Annotated in this window: 13 protein-coding genes; 7 read left to right on the top strand and 6 right to left on the bottom strand. The window is 70.2% G+C overall.

Annotated features, from left to right (window positions below; all coding sequences use genetic code 11):
• Nucleotide 1: 1 nt before the first annotated feature.
• The 4 genes from ACFP1K_RS36735 to ACFP1K_RS36720 form a co-directional block, all read right to left on the bottom strand.
• Nucleotides 2-2,677 (bottom strand): penicillin acylase family protein, encoded by a 2,676-nt coding sequence (locus ACFP1K_RS36735; RefSeq protein WP_380762258.1) that lies wholly within the window; start codon nucleotides 2,675-2,677, stop codon nucleotides 2-4.
• Nucleotides 2,678-2,788: 111 nt separating this feature from the next.
• Entirely contained in the window at nucleotides 2,789-3,607 is an 819-nt protein-coding gene (locus tag ACFP1K_RS36730; protein WP_380762256.1) for an SAM-dependent methyltransferase, read from the bottom strand.
• A 29-nt stretch (nucleotides 3,608-3,636) separates the two neighbouring features.
• The gene (locus ACFP1K_RS36725) at nucleotides 3,637-4,455 is read right to left on the bottom strand and encodes an SAM-dependent methyltransferase (protein ID WP_380762254.1); all 819 of its coding nucleotides are present in this window, start codon (nucleotides 4,453-4,455) and stop codon (nucleotides 3,637-3,639) included.
• Between the two features lie 188 nt (nucleotides 4,456-4,643).
• Nucleotides 4,644-5,195 carry a DUF1349 domain-containing protein gene (locus ACFP1K_RS36720; RefSeq protein WP_380762252.1) on the bottom strand — a complete coding sequence of 184 codons (552 nt, stop codon included), beginning with the start codon at nucleotides 5,193-5,195 and terminating at the stop codon, nucleotides 4,644-4,646.
• 101 nt (nucleotides 5,196-5,296) lie between these two features.
• Here ACFP1K_RS36720 and ACFP1K_RS36715 point away from each other — a divergent pair, with 101 nt between their 5' ends.
• Nucleotides 5,297-5,617 (top strand): GroES family chaperonin, encoded by a 321-nt coding sequence (locus tag ACFP1K_RS36715; protein ID WP_380762250.1) that lies wholly within the window; start codon nucleotides 5,297-5,299, stop codon nucleotides 5,615-5,617.
• Nucleotides 5,618-5,656: 39 nt separating this feature from the next.
• On the opposite strand, the gene ACFP1K_RS36710 is transcribed toward ACFP1K_RS36715, so the two are convergent.
• Nucleotides 5,657-6,085, bottom strand: a complete 429-nt coding sequence (locus tag ACFP1K_RS36710) for a TIGR02611 family protein (protein WP_380762248.1) — start codon at nucleotides 6,083-6,085, stop codon at nucleotides 5,657-5,659.
• A gap of 426 nt (nucleotides 6,086-6,511) precedes the next feature.
• On the opposite strand from ACFP1K_RS36710, the gene ACFP1K_RS36705 reads away from it, so the two are divergent.
• The 3 genes from ACFP1K_RS36705 to ACFP1K_RS36695 all read left to right on the top strand — a co-directional run bounded on the left by ACFP1K_RS36705 (nucleotide 6,512) and on the right by ACFP1K_RS36695 (nucleotide 10,456).
• Nucleotides 6,512-7,552 (top strand): hypothetical protein, encoded by a 1,041-nt coding sequence (locus tag ACFP1K_RS36705; RefSeq protein ID WP_380762246.1) that lies wholly within the window; start codon nucleotides 6,512-6,514, stop codon nucleotides 7,550-7,552.
• A gap of 214 nt (nucleotides 7,553-7,766) precedes the next feature.
• Nucleotides 7,767-8,861, top strand: a complete 1,095-nt coding sequence (locus tag ACFP1K_RS36700; protein ID WP_380762244.1) for a hypothetical protein — start codon at nucleotides 7,767-7,769, stop codon at nucleotides 8,859-8,861.
• A gap of 545 nt (nucleotides 8,862-9,406) precedes the next feature.
• Nucleotides 9,407-10,456 carry a hypothetical protein gene (locus ACFP1K_RS36695; RefSeq protein ID WP_380762242.1) on the top strand — a complete coding sequence of 350 codons (1,050 nt, stop codon included), beginning with the start codon at nucleotides 9,407-9,409 and terminating at the stop codon, nucleotides 10,454-10,456.
• A 71-nt stretch (nucleotides 10,457-10,527) separates the two neighbouring features.
• Here the strand turns inward: ACFP1K_RS36695 and ACFP1K_RS36690 are convergent, their stop codons facing one another.
• Nucleotides 10,528-14,022 (bottom strand): fibronectin type III domain-containing protein, encoded by a 3,495-nt coding sequence (locus ACFP1K_RS36690; protein ID WP_380762240.1) that lies wholly within the window; start codon nucleotides 14,020-14,022, stop codon nucleotides 10,528-10,530.
• 252 nt (nucleotides 14,023-14,274) lie between these two features.
• On the opposite strand from ACFP1K_RS36690, the gene ACFP1K_RS36685 reads away from it, so the two are divergent.
• From ACFP1K_RS36685 to ACFP1K_RS36675, 3 genes are all read left to right on the top strand, one after another.
• Entirely contained in the window at nucleotides 14,275-15,948 is a 1,674-nt protein-coding gene (locus ACFP1K_RS36685; protein WP_380762238.1) for a sodium:solute symporter family protein, read from the top strand.
• A 33-nt stretch (nucleotides 15,949-15,981) separates the two neighbouring features.
• On the top strand, nucleotides 15,982-16,350 hold the full coding sequence (locus ACFP1K_RS36680; protein WP_380762236.1) for a hypothetical protein: 369 nt from the start codon (nucleotides 15,982-15,984) through the stop codon (nucleotides 16,348-16,350).
• Nucleotides 16,351-16,528: 178 nt separating this feature from the next.
• Nucleotides 16,529-17,644 (top strand): cellulose binding domain-containing protein, encoded by a 1,116-nt coding sequence (locus ACFP1K_RS36675; RefSeq protein ID WP_380762234.1) that lies wholly within the window; start codon nucleotides 16,529-16,531, stop codon nucleotides 17,642-17,644.
• The last annotated feature ends 34 nt before the right edge of the window (nucleotides 17,645-17,678 follow it).

Below are 17,678 nucleotides of genomic sequence, written 5' to 3'. Positions count from 1 at the left end.
GTCACGGCACCAGGGTCAGCGTGTCCGCGGCGTCCGCGCGCACGGCCCGCTCGGTCTGGCGCATCGGCGTGGTCGCGCCGTCCGCCCACAGCTCGGCCTGGTCGGCGTACGTGGCGTGGAAGGCGTGGCCGGAGGCGCCGGTCAGGTTCACCCAGCGCGAGCGGTCCAGGTCCGCCAGGTCCACGACCATCCGCATCGAGGGCACCCAGTCGACCTCGTAGCCCTTGGTGGCGTTCCAGCCGGTCGCGTCCACCGAGTCCTTGCCGCCGCCGACGCGCAGCGGGCCCCGGTTGAACAGCCATTCGATCGGGGCGATGCCCGAGGTGCCGAAGCTCTCGTTGGTCAGCTCCAGGGTGTGCAGGTCGCCCCAGCGCCAGTCGCCCGGCTGGTCACCCTGCCGGTCGCGCAGCTCGGCCCGCGCGTCGGCCATCGCCGCGCGCAGCGTGTCGTCGCGGGTCTCGGTGGTGCCCTTGGTGCGGACGTCGTCCCAGAAGGGATCGGCGGGCCGGTCCAGCAGGGTGCGCACCACCTCGTACCACCGGTCGCCGCCGGCGGGACGGCCGCCCTCGGGCAGATCGTCGTCGAAGGTGCGCCGCAGCAGGTGACGCCAGACGGCGTTGAAGTACGCCGCCGCGGCCGAGTCCCGGCCCTGGGTGAAGTCCCAGCCCCGGAGAAGCTTCCCGATCGCGCCGCCCTGGTCGTCCGGGACGCCGGCGCGCAGCAGGTGAGGCACCAGCGTGGGGGCCAGGGTGTTGGCCGAGTCCATCTGGATGCCGCCCATCGTGGCCGCGGTGATCTTCCCTGCGGCGACGGCCTGTTCGAGCCGCTGCCTGATGCGCTGGGAGCGGTGGCCGAAGGCCCAGTCGGCGGTCAGGAAGTGGTCGTAGCCGGGGCCGGCGGCCGCGTTGTTGGCGGTGACGATGAATCCCTCGGGCGGGTTGTACGCCCTCGGCAGCTCGTCGAAGGGGATGTAGCCGGTCCACTCGGCCTCGCCGGTCCAGCCCTTGGCGGGCCAGGTGCCGTCGCCCTTCGCCCGCACCGGGATGCGGCCGGGGGCCTGGTAGCCGATGTTGCCGTCCACGTCGGCGTAGACCATGTTCTGCGCGGGGACCTCGAAGAGCGACGCGGCCTTCCTGAACTCGTCGAAGTTCTTCGCGGTGTCGAGCAGGAGCAGCGCGTCGCCGGTGCGGCCGGGGTCCAGGGCGGTCCAGCGCAGCGCGACCGCGAGGCCCTCCTTCGGCTCGCCCGCCGCGGCGGCGGCCCCGGGGAGGGCGTTCGCGGCGGTTTCCAGCACGCCTGAGACGATCGGCCCGTGCCTGGTGGCGCGCACGGTCAGCTTCTCCGGGGCACGGCCCGCGACCTTGATCTCCTCGGTGCGGACCTCCATGGGGCGGAAGGAGCCCTCGGCCTCGTAGGTGTCGCCCCGGGTGCGCTCCAGGTACAGGTCGGCGACGTCCGGGCCGAGGTTGGTGAAGCCCCAGGCGACCCGGTCGTTGTGGCCGATGACGACGCCCGGCAGCCCGGAGAAGGTGTAGCCCACCACGTCGTAGGGGCAGGCGGCCGACTTCACCCGGCAGTGCAGCCCCGCCTGGTACCAGATCGACGGGATACGCGGCCCGAGGTGCGGGTCGTTGGCCAGCAACGGCTTGCCCGTGTCGGTGAGCGCCCCGCTCACCACCCACGAGTTCGACCCGATGCCCTCCCGGTCGTTCCCCTCCGTGCCGAGCGGCGACGGCACGACCCGCAACATCCGCGCCACCGCGGCCAGCGCCTCCGTCGCCCCGGGCTCGGCCCGCTCAGCGGGGGTCGCGGGTCCGGCGGGAGCGACCGGCGTCTCGGGTCCGGCGGGAGCGGCCGGCTTCTCGCGTCCGGCGGGAGCGGTGTGCTTGCCGGACCCGGCGGGTCGTACGGCCGTGGTGCCGCCCGTGGCCGCGTCCTCCTTCTTGTCCTCCGCGGGGGGGCCGGTGACGATCGGGGCGTGGCGGTCGAACGGGTAGGCGGGGAACAGTTGCGCCACGCGGCCGGGGGGCAGCACGGAGGCGTACAGGGCGCGCCGCAACTCGTCGTCCAGGTTGGAGCGCAGGTCCCAGGCCATCGCCTTGAGCCAGGCCAGGGAGTCGGCGGGGGTCCACGGCTCGGGGCTGTAGGAGCCGTTGGTGAGGCCGAGCACCGCGTACTCCAGGCTCCGCTCGGCGAAGCCGTCGTTCGCGGTCATCCAGGCGTTCACACCGGCCGTGTAGTCGGTGAGCGACTGGCGCGTCGCGGCGCTCAGCAGCGGGAGCTCACGCTCGGCGGTGCGGCGCCAGCCGAGCGTGCGGACCACCTTGTCGACGTCCAGGGTGGCCGCGCCGAACAGCTCGGACAACCGTCCTGCGGTGGTCTTGCGGCGAAAGTCCATCTCCCAGAACCGGTCCTGGGCGTGCACATAGCCCTGGGCCATGAACAGGTCGTGCGGGGTGTCGGCGTAGATCTGCGGGATGCCGTGCCCGTCGCGCAGCACGGTCGCCTTCGCCTGGAGACCCGGGAGCCGCAACTCCCCGTCCACCTGCGGGAACGATCTGCGCACCGTCCAGGTGACCACCCCGGCGAGCAGGAGCGCGAGCACCAGCAGGACGACGAGCACGCGGGCGGCCCAGCGCAGCGGCCAGGGGAAACCGGCGAATGGAGCGATCCTCAAAATGCACTGACCTTTCACGACACATGTGCGCATCACAGTATGGAGCGCCCCCATGTGCGCCGGATCACCGAGTGGCGGCTCTTCGGCCACCGCTCGGACTCAGCAGAGGGATCAGTTGGGGGCCTTGCGGCCGACGCCGCCGACCATCCAGAGCTTCTCCGGCCGGTGCGTGGCCAGGGGGTTGTCCGGCCGCCACTCCCGGATGTACACCAGGCCGGGCTCGACCATCTCCAGGCCGTCGAAGAACCCCCGCACCTGGTCCCGCGTGCGGGAGGCGTCCTCGTCGCGGCCGATGATGCGCTTGTAGACCTGGACGATGCGGTCGGCCGCCGCGGGGCGGGAGTCCAGCACGACGTGCGCCAGCACCAGATGGCTTCCCGGCGGCATCCAGTCGCGCAGCTCGCCGACCCGCTTGAACGGATCGTCGACGTCCGGGATGTACTGCAGGATGTTGGGGATGATGACCCCCACCGGCCGGTCCGGGTCGATGTACCGCCGGGTGACCGGGTCGGCGACGATGTCGGCCGGGTGCAGCACGTGGCCCTTCACCACGCCGGTGTCGGCGTCGGTGGCCACCAGGGCGCGGGCGTGCGACAGCACCACCGCGTCGTGCGAGACGTACACCACCCGCGCGCCGGGCACGATCGCCCGGGCGACCGCGTGGGTCTGGCAGGTGCTCGGCAGCCCCGTGCCGATGACGATGTACTGGTCGGTGCCCTGGCTCGCGAGATAGCGGATGGCGCGGGCCTGGAAGTCGTACAGCTCGACGGTCATGGGGCGGATCTCGGGGGCGTAGAACAGGATCTCTTCCGCCGCGGCGCGGTCGGCCGCGAAGTGGTCCTTCCCACCGAGAATGTAATTCCCGATCCGCGCCCAATTCGGTGTGGTGACATCGAGATCACCGGGCTCGCGCCGGACCCCCTCCCCCATGCTTCCCTCCTCGTCGCTCTCCGTTGTGATCAGGGTAGAACCTTGCGTCCGACCCCGCCGACCATCCAGATCCGCTCCGCCTGCCGTGCGGCCAGAGCATTCTCCGGGCGCCACTGCCGTATGTACACCAGGCCGGGGTCCAGCATCTCCAGGCCGTCGAAGAATCCCTGCACCTGCTCCCGCGTACGGGAGGCGTCCTCGCTGCGGCGGAAGACGCGCTGGTAGACGGGCACGACGCCGTCGGCCGCCTTGGGGCGGGAGTCGAGCACGGCGTGCGACACGACCAGGTGGCTGCCGATCGGCATCCAGTCACGCAGCTCGGCGACCCGCTTGAACGGGTCGTCCACGTCCGGGGTGAACTGCAGGCGGGTGGGGATTGTCACCACCACGGGCCTGCCCGGGTGAATGAGGCGCCGGGTGACCGGGTCGGCGAGGATGCCGGCCGGGTGCAGCAGATCCCCCTCCACCACGCCGGTGTCGGCGTCGGTGGCGAGCAAGGCGCGGCCGTGGGACAGCACGACGGGGTCGTCGGCGACGTACACGACCCGGGCGCCGGGGCGCACCTCGCGGGCGACCTCGTGGGTGTTGCAACTGGACGGCAGCCCGGCGCCGATGACGACGAACTGGTCCATGCCGATGCCGGCGAGGTGGCGGATCACCCTGGCGTGGAACTCGTAAAGCTCCACCGTCATGGTGCGGATCTCGGGAGCGTAGAACAGGATCTCTTCTGCCGCTTTGCGATCGGCCGCGAAGTGGTCCTTTCCGCCGAGCAGATAATTCCCGACCCGAGCCCAATTCGGCGCGGTGACGTCCAGGCCATTGGGCCTCGGCCGCGCCTCCTCGTCCACGCTTCCCTCCTCACCCCGGTCCGGAGCCGTCGGGGAATCGCCTGGCGGACGCGGCAATCCCCCACTGCCCTAGGCGAACTTCACGACGGACTAAGGGAACTCAACATACCCATGTTACGAGCTAACCTCCGGAAAGCCGTATTCGTGAAATGTTTCGGAGAATACCCGCCCAGGTGAGGCGGTGATCGTCACACGACCGTCACACGAATGAAACGTGTCTCGAATCCGGAACCGGCCGGGGCCGCGCACATGACGCCCGCCAGGGCGGGAAGGCCCGGCGGGAAATAGGCCAGCCGCAGCAAGGTGGAGGGTTCGTCGCCGTCCAGGCCGTACCGCACCATGACCGTGTCGCCCTCGCGGTGGAGGTCGAAGGTGACCGACTCGGCCGGGCGGGGGGCGGCGGTGACCGACCAGTCGGAGAAGCCGCGGGTGACCACGGTGCTCAGGTGGAGGGCGCCGTCGACGAACTCCACCCCCGCCTTGATCCAGTTGTCCTCGTCGGCGTGCAGCACCGCGCCCGCCTGGTCGTACTGCTCGGTGTAGTCACCGCGGAAGGTCGTGGTCACCCGCGTGTCGCCGGGCACCGTGGTGCCGAACATGTGCGCGTTGCCGAAGGAGTAGCCGTAGTGGGTGACCCGCCACAGGTCGGTGCGCGCGTCCGCCGTGATCCGCAGGTCGTCGCCCGCCGACCACTTGGCGGGCTCGTTGATCCACTGCCATCCGCTGAAATCGTCGATCATGCGGCGAACCCTACCGAGCGGCCGCGTGGGAGCGCTCTCCGAGGACCGCGGGTCCCGCGCTCCGGTCACCGTTCACAGCCAGGCCACATAGGCTTTCCCTTGTGACCGACCCGAAGTTCGAGATCCAGATGCTGCACGACCGCGTCATGGTCAAGACAGAGCCGGACTCCGAGGAGCGCCGCAGCTCCGCGGGCATCGTCATCCCGGCCACCGTCACGCTGGCCAACCGCCTGGTCTGGGGCGAGGTGTGCGCGGTCGGGGCCAGCGCCCGGCTGGTCAAGGCGGGCGACAAGGTGCTGTTCAACTCCGAGGACCAGTACGAGGTCGAGGTGCACGGCCAGGTCTACCTCGTCATGCGCGAGCGCGACCTGCACGCCGTGGCCACCCCGCAGACCGAGCAGGGCACCGGCCTGTACCTCTAGACCGCCCCCTGAGCCCTCTCCCGGGCCCCGGCGACCGGCTCAGTCCCGGCCGACGAAGGCGCGGGCCATCTGGAGCAGATCGACGCCCAGGCTCACCTTGAGCATCAGCCAGACCAGCACGGCCGCGAAGGCCAGGGTCACCCCGGCCACCAGGATGCGGACCACCCAGTTCTGCCGCAACAGCCAGTCGGTCCACGCCGACACCGTGCGCTTGGCGAACTCCAGCAGCCGGTGGGCCCAGGCGAACTCCGTGGCCAGCACGGCGAGCCCGGCGAACACGATCAGCCAGCCGGGGCCGGGCAGCGGCACCAGCAGCAGGCCACCGATCACCAGCGTGGCACCGACCACGCCCACCACGACGCGGAGTGTCAGGCGTCCGGTGCGGGTGGCCCGCACGCCGTCCAGCCAGCCCATGAAACCTTCACGCTTCGCGTCCGGCGTGGCATCGTCCCGCCGCTCGTCGGTCACCGCCACTCCGCGCACCCCCAGTAGCCGCCCCTGTCCCTGCCCACAATAGTTGGCGCCCCAAGCGGCCAGGCTCGTCCTGCAGGTGGAAGCGGGCATACGACCACAGAAGGGTGCAGCACCCCCGCACGGGGGACCCCGCGGGGCTCGCTTTTCGGTCCGGTCCCCGCCGAGCCCCGGCGCGGCCGATTGCCTGACCTCTCGAAACCACGTCTGAGCAGGGCGGGGTTGGGTCTTCTCAACGATCGGCGCGGGGGTTATCAAAAAGCCCTGGGGGATATGCGGAAACACGTCACACCCACCCCGGAACCGGACGTCCCACCCGCCGTGTCCCGGCCAGAACCGCTGGACCCACTGCCCCAGTCCCCGAGGTGGATGGACAACGACATGCGTCGGTCACTCAAAGCACTCACACGGATCCTTTGCGTCATGGCGCTGGTCGCGGCGGGGCTCGCCGCGACCGCCACGGGCGCCGGCGCCGCCGTCCCCAACAAATGGGGGTTCGCGCTCGTCAACCTCTTCAACGGCACCCCGGACCCCGCGCACCAGGCGGGCAGCTGGCCCGCCGGGTTCAACGTCACCGTCACCAGTTCGTCGGTCGGGCGGTACACCGTGAAGTTCCCGCAGATCGGCACGCCCCGCGGCATCGTGCACGTCACCGCGATCACGCAGACCGCCGTCTGGTGCCAGGTGCAGGGCTGGGGGCCGAGCGGCTCCGACGAACTCGTGATCGTGCAGTGCTACCACTACGGCGGGGCGCCGGTCGACTCGTTCTTCACCATCCTGTTCGAGGAGAGCAGCGGCACCGCGTCGCCGGGGCTCGGCTACGTCCACTGGAACGGCTCGGCGATCGGCTCGACCTTCAACTCCGCCGGCGGCGTCAACGCCGTCGCACCCACCGGCGTCGGGACCTGGACCGTGATCCTGCCCGGCATCGGCTCGACCGGACCGGCCGGCGGCATCCAGGTCACCGCGGTCGACCCCCTGTCCCCCGCCCGGTGCAAGGTCGGCGCCTGGGCCCCCCTCCCCGGCGCGCAGCGCATCCAGGTGCGCTGCCACAACGCCACCAACGTGCCGTTCGACACCGGATGGAACCTGACCTACCAGTTCAAGCGGTCCATCATCGGCGGGGTGACGCCCCCGCAGTACTTCGGCTACACCTTCGACAACACCCCCGCCAACCCAGGGCCGTACATGCCGGGGCCCCCGGACGTGACCTTCAACTCCGTGGGATCGTTCAACGAGATCCAGACCGCGGGGACCGGGCAGCGCATGGTGACCTTCCACAAGATCGGCCTGTTGCGGGACCACGTGCAGGTCACCGCGTTCGGCACCGGGCCGGAGTACTGCAACCTCGTCGCGATATGGGGCACCTGGGGGATGGAGGTGACGGTCCGGAACGTCATCTGCTACCAGGCGGCCACCCGCCTCGACCACGCCTCCATGGTCAGTTACACGTCGGCGGTATGACCGCGCCGTAACCGGGACAGGGCCGGCGCCCCCCGCACAGGGGTGCCGGTCCGCCCTCCGCGCGGAACCCCGCGGCGGTTGGGCCTTCTCAACCGGCGGCGCGGAGGTTATCAAGAGCCGTGAGGGCTGTGGAACGCGCCACACCCGCACCGGGTACGCCCGCCCGTCGGCGTCCCGGACCCGTAAGCCGGTCTCCGAGATGGATGGAAGACGCATGAAGCGATTACCCCGAGTGTTCGCCCGAGTCCTCTGTGTCATCGCGCTGGTCGCGGCGGGCCTCGCCACGACCGTCACGAGCGCCGGCGCCGCCACCCCCAACGTATGGGGATTCGCGGTCGTCAACGTCACCAGCGGCGTGCCGCTGCCCTCGCACCAGGCCGGAAGCTGGCCCACCGGGTTCAACGTCACCGTCAGCAGCTCCGCCGTGGGGCAGTTCCTGGTGACCTTCCCGCAGATCGGCACGACCGCCCGCGGCATCGTCCACGTCACCGCCATCTCGCAGTCCCCCGTCTGGTGCCAGGTGCAGGCGTGGGGGACCAACGGCACCGACGAGCTCGCGCTCGTGCAGTGCTACCAGTACGGCGGCGCCCCGGTCTACACCGCGTTCAGCATCATGTTCGAGGAGAGCACCGGCACGGTGCCCCCCGCGCAGGGAGCGCTCGCGTACGTCCACTGGAACGGCGGGATGATCGGCTCCACGTACAACTCCCTCGGCGCGACCAACACCGTCATCCCGGTGGGCGTCGGGATCTGGAACGTGACCCTGAACGGCCTCGGCACGGGCACCCAGGCCGGCGGCGTCCAGGTGACCGCCGTCAACACCGCGTCGGCCGCCAGGTGCAAGGTCGGCGCCTGGGTCTCCACCGGCGCCGTGCAGCAGATCCAGGTGCGCTGCCACAACGCCACCAGCGCGCCGCTCAACACCGCGTGGAACCTCAGCTTCCAGTTCCGGCGCGCCATCACCGGCGGGGCGGCGCCGCCGGCGAACTTCGGCTACACCTACGACAACTCCCCGGGCACCGCGGGACCGTACGCGCCGGTGCCGCCGAACGTCAACTTCAACTCCCTGGGCTCGGTCAACACCATCCAGACCGCGGCGCCCGGGCAACGCCTGGTGGTCTTCCCCGCCATCGGCGTGCTCCCGGACCACGTCCAGGTCACCGCGTCCGGCCCCGGCCCGGAGTACTGCAACCTCCTCACGCTGTGGATCACCTCGGGAGGGGTGGTGCGCGTGCACAACGTCGTCTGCTACAACGCGACCACCCCGGTGATCCAGCCGTCGCTGGTCACCTACACCTCGGCCGTGTGACCTTTCCGGCCGAACCCGGCTGAAGCGATCCGCCTAGGGAGCAACAAGCCCGGCACCCCGCGCGGGGGTGCCGGGCCCGTGAAACCTTCACGCTTTCGCGTCCGGCGTGCCGCGGTCCCGCCACCCGCCTTCCGCGGCGGCTCCGCGCACCGGTCTCCCCGCTCATGACGGACGGCGCCCGGCGCGGCGGGGCTCGGCGCGCAGGTGGCGGCGGGCGCACCGGCCGCGAACGCCCGTGCGGCCCTTCGCGGGGAACCCAGGCGTCCGCTTTTCGGTCGGGCCGCCCACGCGGGCCGGTGCGGCCGATTGCCGTTCGCGCGGAAAACCCCGGCTGAGCAGGGCGGGGTTGGGTCTTCTCAACGATCGGCGCGGGGGTTATCAAAAGGCCTGGGGGATTTGTGGAACGCGCCACTCCATCCCCCGCCCCGGACGTCCCACCCGCCGCGCCGTCGACAGACCAGCACGACCCACTGCCCCAGTCCCCGAGGTGGATGGACAACGACATGAGTCGGTTACTGAAAGCACTCACACGGATCCTTTGCGTCATGGCGCTGATCGCGGCGGGCCTCGCCGCGATCACCACCAGCGCCGACGCCGCCATCCCCAACAGATGGGGGTTCGCGCACGTCAACGTCCTGAGCGGCATCCCGGACCCCGCGCACCAGGCGGGCAGCTGGCCCGCCGGGTTCAACGTCACCGTCACCAGCGGCGGCGTCGGGCAGTACTTCGTGCGGTTCCCGCAGATCGGCGTGCCCCTCGGCGGCGTCGCGCACGTCACCGCGATCTCGCAGGCCAACATCTGGTGCCAGGTGCAGAGGCTGGGCACCGCCCTGCCCGACGAGATCGTGGTGGTGCAGTGCTACCGGTACGGCGGGGTCCCGGTGGCCACGCCGTTCAGCATTGTGTTCGAGGAGAGCAGCGGCGTGGCGCCCGTCTCGCAGGCGCTCGGCTACGTCCACTGGAACGGCTCGGCGATCGGCACGACGTTCAACTCGTCCGGCGCGGTGAACACCGTCATGCCCACCGGCACCGGGATCTGGACCGTCACGCTGCCCGGCATCGGGTCGGCCGGGCTGGCCGGCGGCATCCAGGTGACCGCGTCCGACGCGAGCTTGCCGGCCCGGTGCAAGGTCAGCGCATGGGCGCCGATCGCGGCCGCGCAGCGGATCCAGGTGCGCTGCCACAACGCCACCAACGTGCCGCTCAACACGGGCTGGTACCTCACCTACCAGTTCCGGCGGGCCCTCACCGGCGGGGTGGCGCCGCCGCAGTACTTCGGCTACACCTTCGACAACACCCCCGCCAACCCCGGGCCGTACGTTCCGGCACCCCCGGCCATCAACTTCAACTCCGTCGGCTCGTTCAACGAGATCCAGAGCGCGGCGGTCGGCCAGCGCCTCGTGACCTTCCATCTGATCGGAGTGCTGCCCGACAACGTCCAGGTCACCGCGTTCGGCCCCGGGCCGGAGTTCTGCAACCTCGTCTCCATCTGGAACACCTCGGGGATGGAGGCCAGGGTGCGCAACGTCGCGTGCTACAACGCGGGCACCCGGCTCGACTACGCCTCCATGGTCAGTTACAACTCCGCCGTGTGATCCCCGCCCGCTGATCACCGACGGAAGGGCCCGGCACCCCACGCAGGGGTGCCGGGCCCGCCTTCGTCGTGCTAGCTCGCCGTGCAGGTGATCGGCGAAGGAACGGCGTTGGTGCCGTTCCACGAGGCCTGGAACCCGAACACGGCGGTCGCGCCCGCCGCGAGGTTGCCGTTGTAGGAGACGTTGCGCGCGGTCACCTGGGCCCCGGTCTGGGTGATCGTGGTGTTCCAGACCCAGGGGGTCACCGTCTGGCCGTTGGCGAAGGTCCACCCCACCGTCCAGCCGGTGATGGCCGAGCTGCCGGTGTTGCGCACCGTGACGTCAGCCTGGAAGCCGCCGGGCCAGGTGTTGGCGATCGAGTAGGTCGCGGTGCAGCCACCGCTCCCGCCGCCGGTGGTGCTGAACGTCACCGGGTTCGACGCCTGCGAGGAGTTGCCGGCCGCGTCCCTGGCCACCACGTAGAACGTGTAGGACGTGGACGCCGACAGACCCGTGAGCGCGAACGAGTTCGTGGACGCGGTACCCACGTTCACATCCGTCGTCCCGGCCTCACGGAACACGGTGTACCCGGTGACCCCGACATTGTCGGTGGACGCCGTCCACGACAGCGTCGCACCCGAGGACGTGATCGACGACGCCGTCGGAGTACCCGGCCTGGACGGCGCGGTGGTGTCGGTCGAGCCGGCAGTGGTGCTGAACGTCACCGGGTTCGACGCCTGCGAGGAGTTGCCCGCCGCGTCCCTGGCCACCACGTAGAACGTGTACGACGTCGACGCCGACAGACCCGTGAGCGCGAACGAGTTCGTGGACGCGGTACCCACGTTCACATCCGTCGTCCCGGCCTCACGGAACACGGTGTACCCGGTGACCCCGACATTGTCGGTGGACGCCGTCCACGACAGCGTCGCACCCGAGGACGTGATCGACGACGCCGCCGGAGTACCCGGCCTGGACGGCGCGGTGGTGTCCGTGGAACCGGCAGTGGTACTGAACGTCACCGGGCTGGACGCCTGCGAGGAGTTACCCGCCGCATCCCGCGCCACCACGTAGAACGTGTACGACGTCGACGCCGACAGACCCGTGAGCGCGAACGAGTTCGTGGACGCGGTACCCACGTTCACATCCGTCGTCCCGGCCTCGCGGTACACGTCGTAGCCGGTGACCCCGATGTTGTCGGTGGACGCGGTCCACGACAGCGTCGCGCCCGTGGACGTGATGGACGACGCGGTCGGAGTGCCCGGCCGCGACGGCGCGGTGGTGTCGGGGGTGGTACTGCCGGTGCGGTCGCCGTAGATGACGCCGCGGCCGTTGGTGCCGAGGTAGACCCGGCCGTAGATCCGCGGGTCGCCGGTCAGCGCCTCGCCGATGTTGCCGTACTGGTGCTGGTCGTCGTTGATGCGGACCCAGGTGGCGCCGGTGTCGTCGGAGCGGTAGACGCCGCGCACGCCGTCGATCTTGCCGATGGTGAACAGGGCCTGGTTGGTCCGGCCGGGGGCCGCCTTGCCGAAGCCGATGTTGTCGGCCTCGGTGACGTTGGACAGCTTGGTGAACGACGCGCCCGAGTTGGTGGAGTGCCACAGGCCGTACGTGGTGCCCGTGCCGCCCGCCAGCCAGATGTCGCCCTCGGTGCCGGGCAGCGCCTTGAAGCGGACGTTGCCGCTGGCGGGCAGGCCCGTCGCGGCGGTGCGGGTGAAGGTGGCGCCACCGTTGGTGCTGACGTAGAAGCCGCCACCGGAGAAGGCGTAGAACTTGCTCGCGTTCACCCGGTCCGACTCGACGACCGCGTTGGCGGGCACGCCGGACGCGGCGCTCCAGCTGTTGCCGTAGCCGACCGAGTAGACGACCTGCTGGCCGGCGTCGCCGGGCGCCCACAGGAAGCGGCTGCCGTCGGCGTTCGCGGCCACCGTGCCGCCGCTGTTGACCCCGCCGGGCTCGGTGCCCTGGAACCAGTTGGCCCCGCCGTCGGTGGAGAACGCCACGTGGCTGTCGTTGGGCCGGTCGGAGTCGGTGAAGTTGCCCGCCCGCACCATGATGCTCGCGTTGTTGCCCGCGTAGTCCAGGCTGGTGGTGGAGGTGAACACCGGCGAGGTGAACATCATCGCGGGGACCTGGGTGAGGTCGGTGTGCCGGAACCCGCCGATGTCACCGAGGCCGCTGATCAGCGGGGCGCCGGACGGCGGGCTGAGCAGGTCGAGCACCGCGGTCTCCTCCAGGCCCGCCGCCATGGGCTTGATGGTGAACTGGCCGCCGCTGTCCCACAGGTTGAGGTCGGTGGTGCCGTAGATGGTGGCGCCGGTGCCGTACATCATGCGGTTGGAGTTGAACGGGTCGATCTCCATCGACTCGGTCATCCAGCCGAGCTTGGGCGTCACCTCGGGGGGTTGGGGGTTGGTGCCGAACGTCAGCCACGGGCTGGATGAGATGTCCATCTTGTAGCGGAACGAGCGGTTGGGGTAGCTGGTGAAGTCCCACACCCGGGTCCACGTCGCGCCGGAGTCGGTGCTGCGGAAGAAGATGACGTCCGGCCACCAGGAGATCTGGGTGGCGACCATCAGGGTGCCGGGGCGCTGGCGGTCGACGGTGAGGCCGCTGTAGCCGAAGTAATCGTCGGAGCTGCTGGACGGGATCGGGCTGATCTGGGTCCAGGTGCCGGTCGCGGTCGCGTACCGCCAGACGTCGCCCTTGGCGCCGCTGTAGGGGCCGCCGGTGTCGCTGGTGGCGAGGAACAGGTAGCCGTTGGTCGTGTCCAGCACCCCCTTGTGCGCGATGTAACCGGTGGGCTGCCCGGCGAGGCGCTCCCACGTGCTGCCGCCGTTGGTGGTGCGGTAGACGGTGTTCGCCTTGTCGGCCACACCCACGTAGATCGTCTGGGTGGCGTTGCCCGAGGTGCCGGTGCGCTTGTCGAACGTCACCCACACCACGCCCTGGTTGTCACCGCCATAGGCATCGCCGGGGGTCTCGGCGTAGTTGCCGGCGTTGGGGAAGTTGGTCACCTTCGACCACGTCACGCCGGAGTCAGTGCTGCGCCACAGACCGTTGCCGCTCGGCGCGCCGAAGTACAGGACGCTGTTGCGGTTGGGGTCGATCGCCAGCCGCTCGCCCATGCCGCGGCCCGGCATGTTGCCGCCCAGCTTGAACGGCAGGACCGTGCGCTGCCAGGTGGCGCCCTTGTCCGAGGAACGCAGGATGGCGCCGTTGTTGGGGTCCCAGTCGTTGGTGTACATGCCGGCCGCGACGTAGACCTTGTTGGGATCGACGGAGTCGGTGGCGAGGCTCACCACGCCGTTGTAGCCCCAGTCGTCGAAGCCGACCCAGTCCAGCATCGGGATCCAGCTCTGGGTGGACTGGTTCCAGCGGTACGCCCCGCCGATGTCGGTGCGGGCGTAGATGAGGTTCTGCTGCGACTGGTTGAAGATGATCCCCGGGACGAAGCCGCCCCCGGCGATCTGCACGTTCTTGAAGGTGTACGGGTCGGACGCCGCCGCCGTCACCGGCGGCGCCTCCACGCCCGCGGCGAAGCATGCCGCCATCACTATGGCGAGCAAGCCGAGTAGCTTCTTGCGCATGAACGGTTTCCCTTTCGACGACGGACAACCGCCATGCACGATCAGGTGGGACCCTGACCGTCGACCTCCAGCGTGCATGGAACTGTGATCAGGCGCCTGACACGCCTCGGCCGCAGGTTCACACAGCCCGGCAGGGCGCGTCAATAGTTTGGCGCCTAAACTTTCTACGGTTGGGACAGACCAGGTCGCCGGTTTCCGGCCCCGCCGTTTTCCCAGGTGAAAGCACGAAATTTCGGGGTAGCGGGTGCTGCCGTGGCACACCAACTGACCCTGGCGGCGCCGGACCTCCGGCTCGATGTCAACCTGCTCGACTACGCCGTCCTCGCGCTCTACTTCCTCACCGTGCTCGGCATCGGCTTCGTCGCCCGCCGCACGATCAAGACCAGCCTCGACTTCTTCCTGTCGGGCCGGTCCCTGCCCGCCTGGATCACCGGGCTGGCGTTCCTGTCCGCCAACCTCGGCGCCACCGAGATCCTCGGCATGGCCGCCAACGGCGTGCAGTACGGCGTCGCGACGGTGCACTACTACTGGATCGGCGCCGTGCCCGCGATGGTGTTCCTCGGCGTCGTCATGATGCCGTTCTACTACCGCTCCAAGGTGCACAGCGTGCCGGAGTTCCTGCGGCGGCGCTTCAACGGCCAGACGCAGCTGCTCAACGCGATCACCTTCGCCGTGGCGCAGATCCTCATCGCCGGGATCAACCTGTACGCGCTGGCGCTGGTCATGGGAGCCCTGCTCGGCTGGCCGCTGATGCTGTCCATCGTGGTGTCCGCGGCCATCGTGCTCGGCTACCTCGTGCTCGGCGGGCTGTCCTCGGCGATCTACAACGAGGTCATGCAGTTCTTCGTCATCCTGGCGGGCCTGATCCCGGTGACCGTGCTCGGGCTGATCAAGGTGGGCGGGTTCTCCGGCCTCGCCGACAAGGTGCGGCAGTCCGCGCTCGGCGACCCCGGCCTGCACGCCTGGGGCGGCACCGCCTCCGGCGACAACCCGCTCGGCGCGCACTGGGTCGGCATCGTGCTCGGGCTCGGGTTCGTGCTGTCGTTCGGGTACTGGACCACCAACTTCGCCGAGGTGCAGCGCGGCCTGTCCGCCCGCAACACCAACGCCGCCCGGCTCACGCCCATCGTCGCCGCCTACCCCAAGATCTTCATCCCGGCGGTCACCGTCATCCCCGGCCTCGTCGCCCTGGTGCTGTTCAGCGACCTCGGCAAGCCCGGCGGGCCGCAGTACAACGAAGCCATCCCGCTGCTCATGGGCGACCTGCTGCCGAACGGCGTGCTCGGGGTGGCGGTCACCGGGCTGCTGGCGTCGTTCATGGCGGGCATGGCGGCCAACATCAGCGGGTTCAACACGGTCTTCACCTACGACATCTGGAAAGGGCACGTCCGCAAGGACCGGCCCGACGGCTACTACCTGCGGCTCGGGCGGTGGGCCACCGTCGGGGGTGTGCTGCTCGGCATCGGCACCGCGCTGATCGCCTCCGGGTTCAGCAACATCATGAACTACCTGCAGACGTTGTTCTCGTTCTTCAACGCGCCGCTGTTCGCGACGTTCATCATCGGCCTGTTCTGGCGGCGGATGTCGGCCTGGGCCGGGTTCTGGGGCCTGCTGAGCGGCACGGTGGCGGCGTTCGCGTCGTACATCCTGTACAAGGCCGAGCTGATCGACTTCGGCACCGAGCTGAACGCCAGCTTCTGGGGGGCCGGCATCGCGTTCGCCGTGGACGCCGTCGTGTCCGTGGTGGTCACGCTGCTCACCACGCCCAAGCCGGAGAGCGAGCTGCGGGGCCTGGTCTACGGGCTGAGCGACGCGTCCCTCGCCGACGACACCATCAAGGGCGACAAGGCCTGGTACCGCTCCCCCGTCCTGCTCGGCGCCGGCGCCGTGGTGCTGGCCGCCGCGCTCTACATCCCCTTCGTCTGAACCTCTCCCCCGCCATAGATCGGAGACCCTCCGGTGAACGAACAGAACGACCGGCCCGGCCCGCACGACCGCACCCCCGTCGACGACTGGACCGGTTCAGAAGACTCCTCCGGCACCCCCGCGGACGACCCCGCCGCGCGGGGGCGAGCCGCCCGCCTGTTCGACATCCGCCGCATCATCGGCGGCCTGTTCCTCGTGTACGGCGTGATCCTCACCGTCACCGGGATCGTCGACGGCCAGGAGGCGGTGACCAAGGCAGCGGGCGTCCGGGTGAACCTCTGGACCGGCATCGGGATGATCGTCGTCGCGGCGATCTTCCTCGTCTGGGAGCGCCTGCGCCCCGTGGACGCCCCCGCACCCGCCGCCGCCGAGGACCACGACCCCGCGGCTCGACCTGACTGAACCGGATAAGCCATCAGCGTTATCAGCACATGGAACTTTCAGCCGAATACCCCATGAATGCCCAGCTCACGTCGCGGCCTCGCCCCCTCCGGCTTCCTCGCCCGGCCCGTTCGTCCCTACGATCGCGGGCGAATCCCCCCGGAGGTGGACGATGGCCGCGAGGCGCACGGTCCTTGCAATGCTTACGGCACTTGTCGGCGTTCTGGCGTACCTGGTCGTCACGCCGGCGCTCCCCGCCCGGGCGGCCACGGTCAGGATCATGCCGCTCGGCGACTCGATCACCGGATCCCCCGGTTGCTGGCGCGCCCTGCTGTGGAACCGGCTCGCCCAGGCCGGCTACACCGGCCTCGACTTCGTCGGCACCCTCGGCCCGCAGGGCTGCGGCGTGTCGTACGACGGCGACAACGAGGGCCACGGCGGCGCCCTGGTCACCACGGTGGCCGACCAGAACCAGCTCGTCCCGTGGCTCGCCTCGGCCCGCCCCGACATCGTGCTGATGCACTTCGGCACCAACGACGTGTGGAGCAACCGGTCCACCCAGACGATCCTCGCCGCGTACGGCAAGCTGGTCGACCAGATGCGCGCCAGCAACCCGAACATGAAGGTGCTGGTCGCCCAGATCATCCCGATGAACCCGAGCTCCTGCCCCGAGTGCGCCGCCCGCACCGTCAACCTGAACAACGCGATCCCCGCCTGGGCCGCCTCCAAGACCACGTCGGCGTCCCCCGTCGTGGTCGTCGACCAGTGGACCGGCTTCAGCACCTCCAGCGACACCGGCGACGGCGTCCACCCCAACGCCACCGGCGACCGCAAGATCTCCGACAAGTGGTTCTCGCCCTTGTCCGCCATGCTGACCGGCACCACGGCAACCCCTACCGTCACCCCCACCCGCACCCCCACCGTGACCCCCACGGTGACCCCCACCGTTACGCCGACCGTGACGCCGACCGTGACCCCCACGCGGACCCCGACCCCCACCACCAGCCCCGGCGGCTGCCAGGCCACCTACACCGTCACCAACACTTGGCCCGGCGGCTTCCAAGCCTCGGTGACGGTCCGCAACCCAGGCCCCATGAGCACCACCGCCTGGACCGTCCGCTGGACCTGGCCAAGCGGCCAGAACATCACCCAGGCCTGGAACGCCACCGCCACCACCTCCGGCACCGCGGTAACGATCCGCAACGCCAGCTACAACGGCACCCTGTCCGCCAACGCCACCACAACCTTCGGCTTCACCGCCACCTACACCACCACCAACACCACCCCCACCCCCATAACCTGCACCTTCCCCTAACCCCCACCCCGGACTCAGGCCCCCGGCCCCCACC

This window comes from Sphaerisporangium aureirubrum, from assembly GCF_042658925.1.
Lineage (GTDB): Bacteria > Actinomycetota > Actinomycetes > Streptosporangiales > Streptosporangiaceae > Sphaerisporangium > Sphaerisporangium aureirubrum.
The sequence above is the reverse complement of the archived record's forward strand: the minus strand, read 5'-3'. Positions and strand labels throughout refer to the sequence as shown.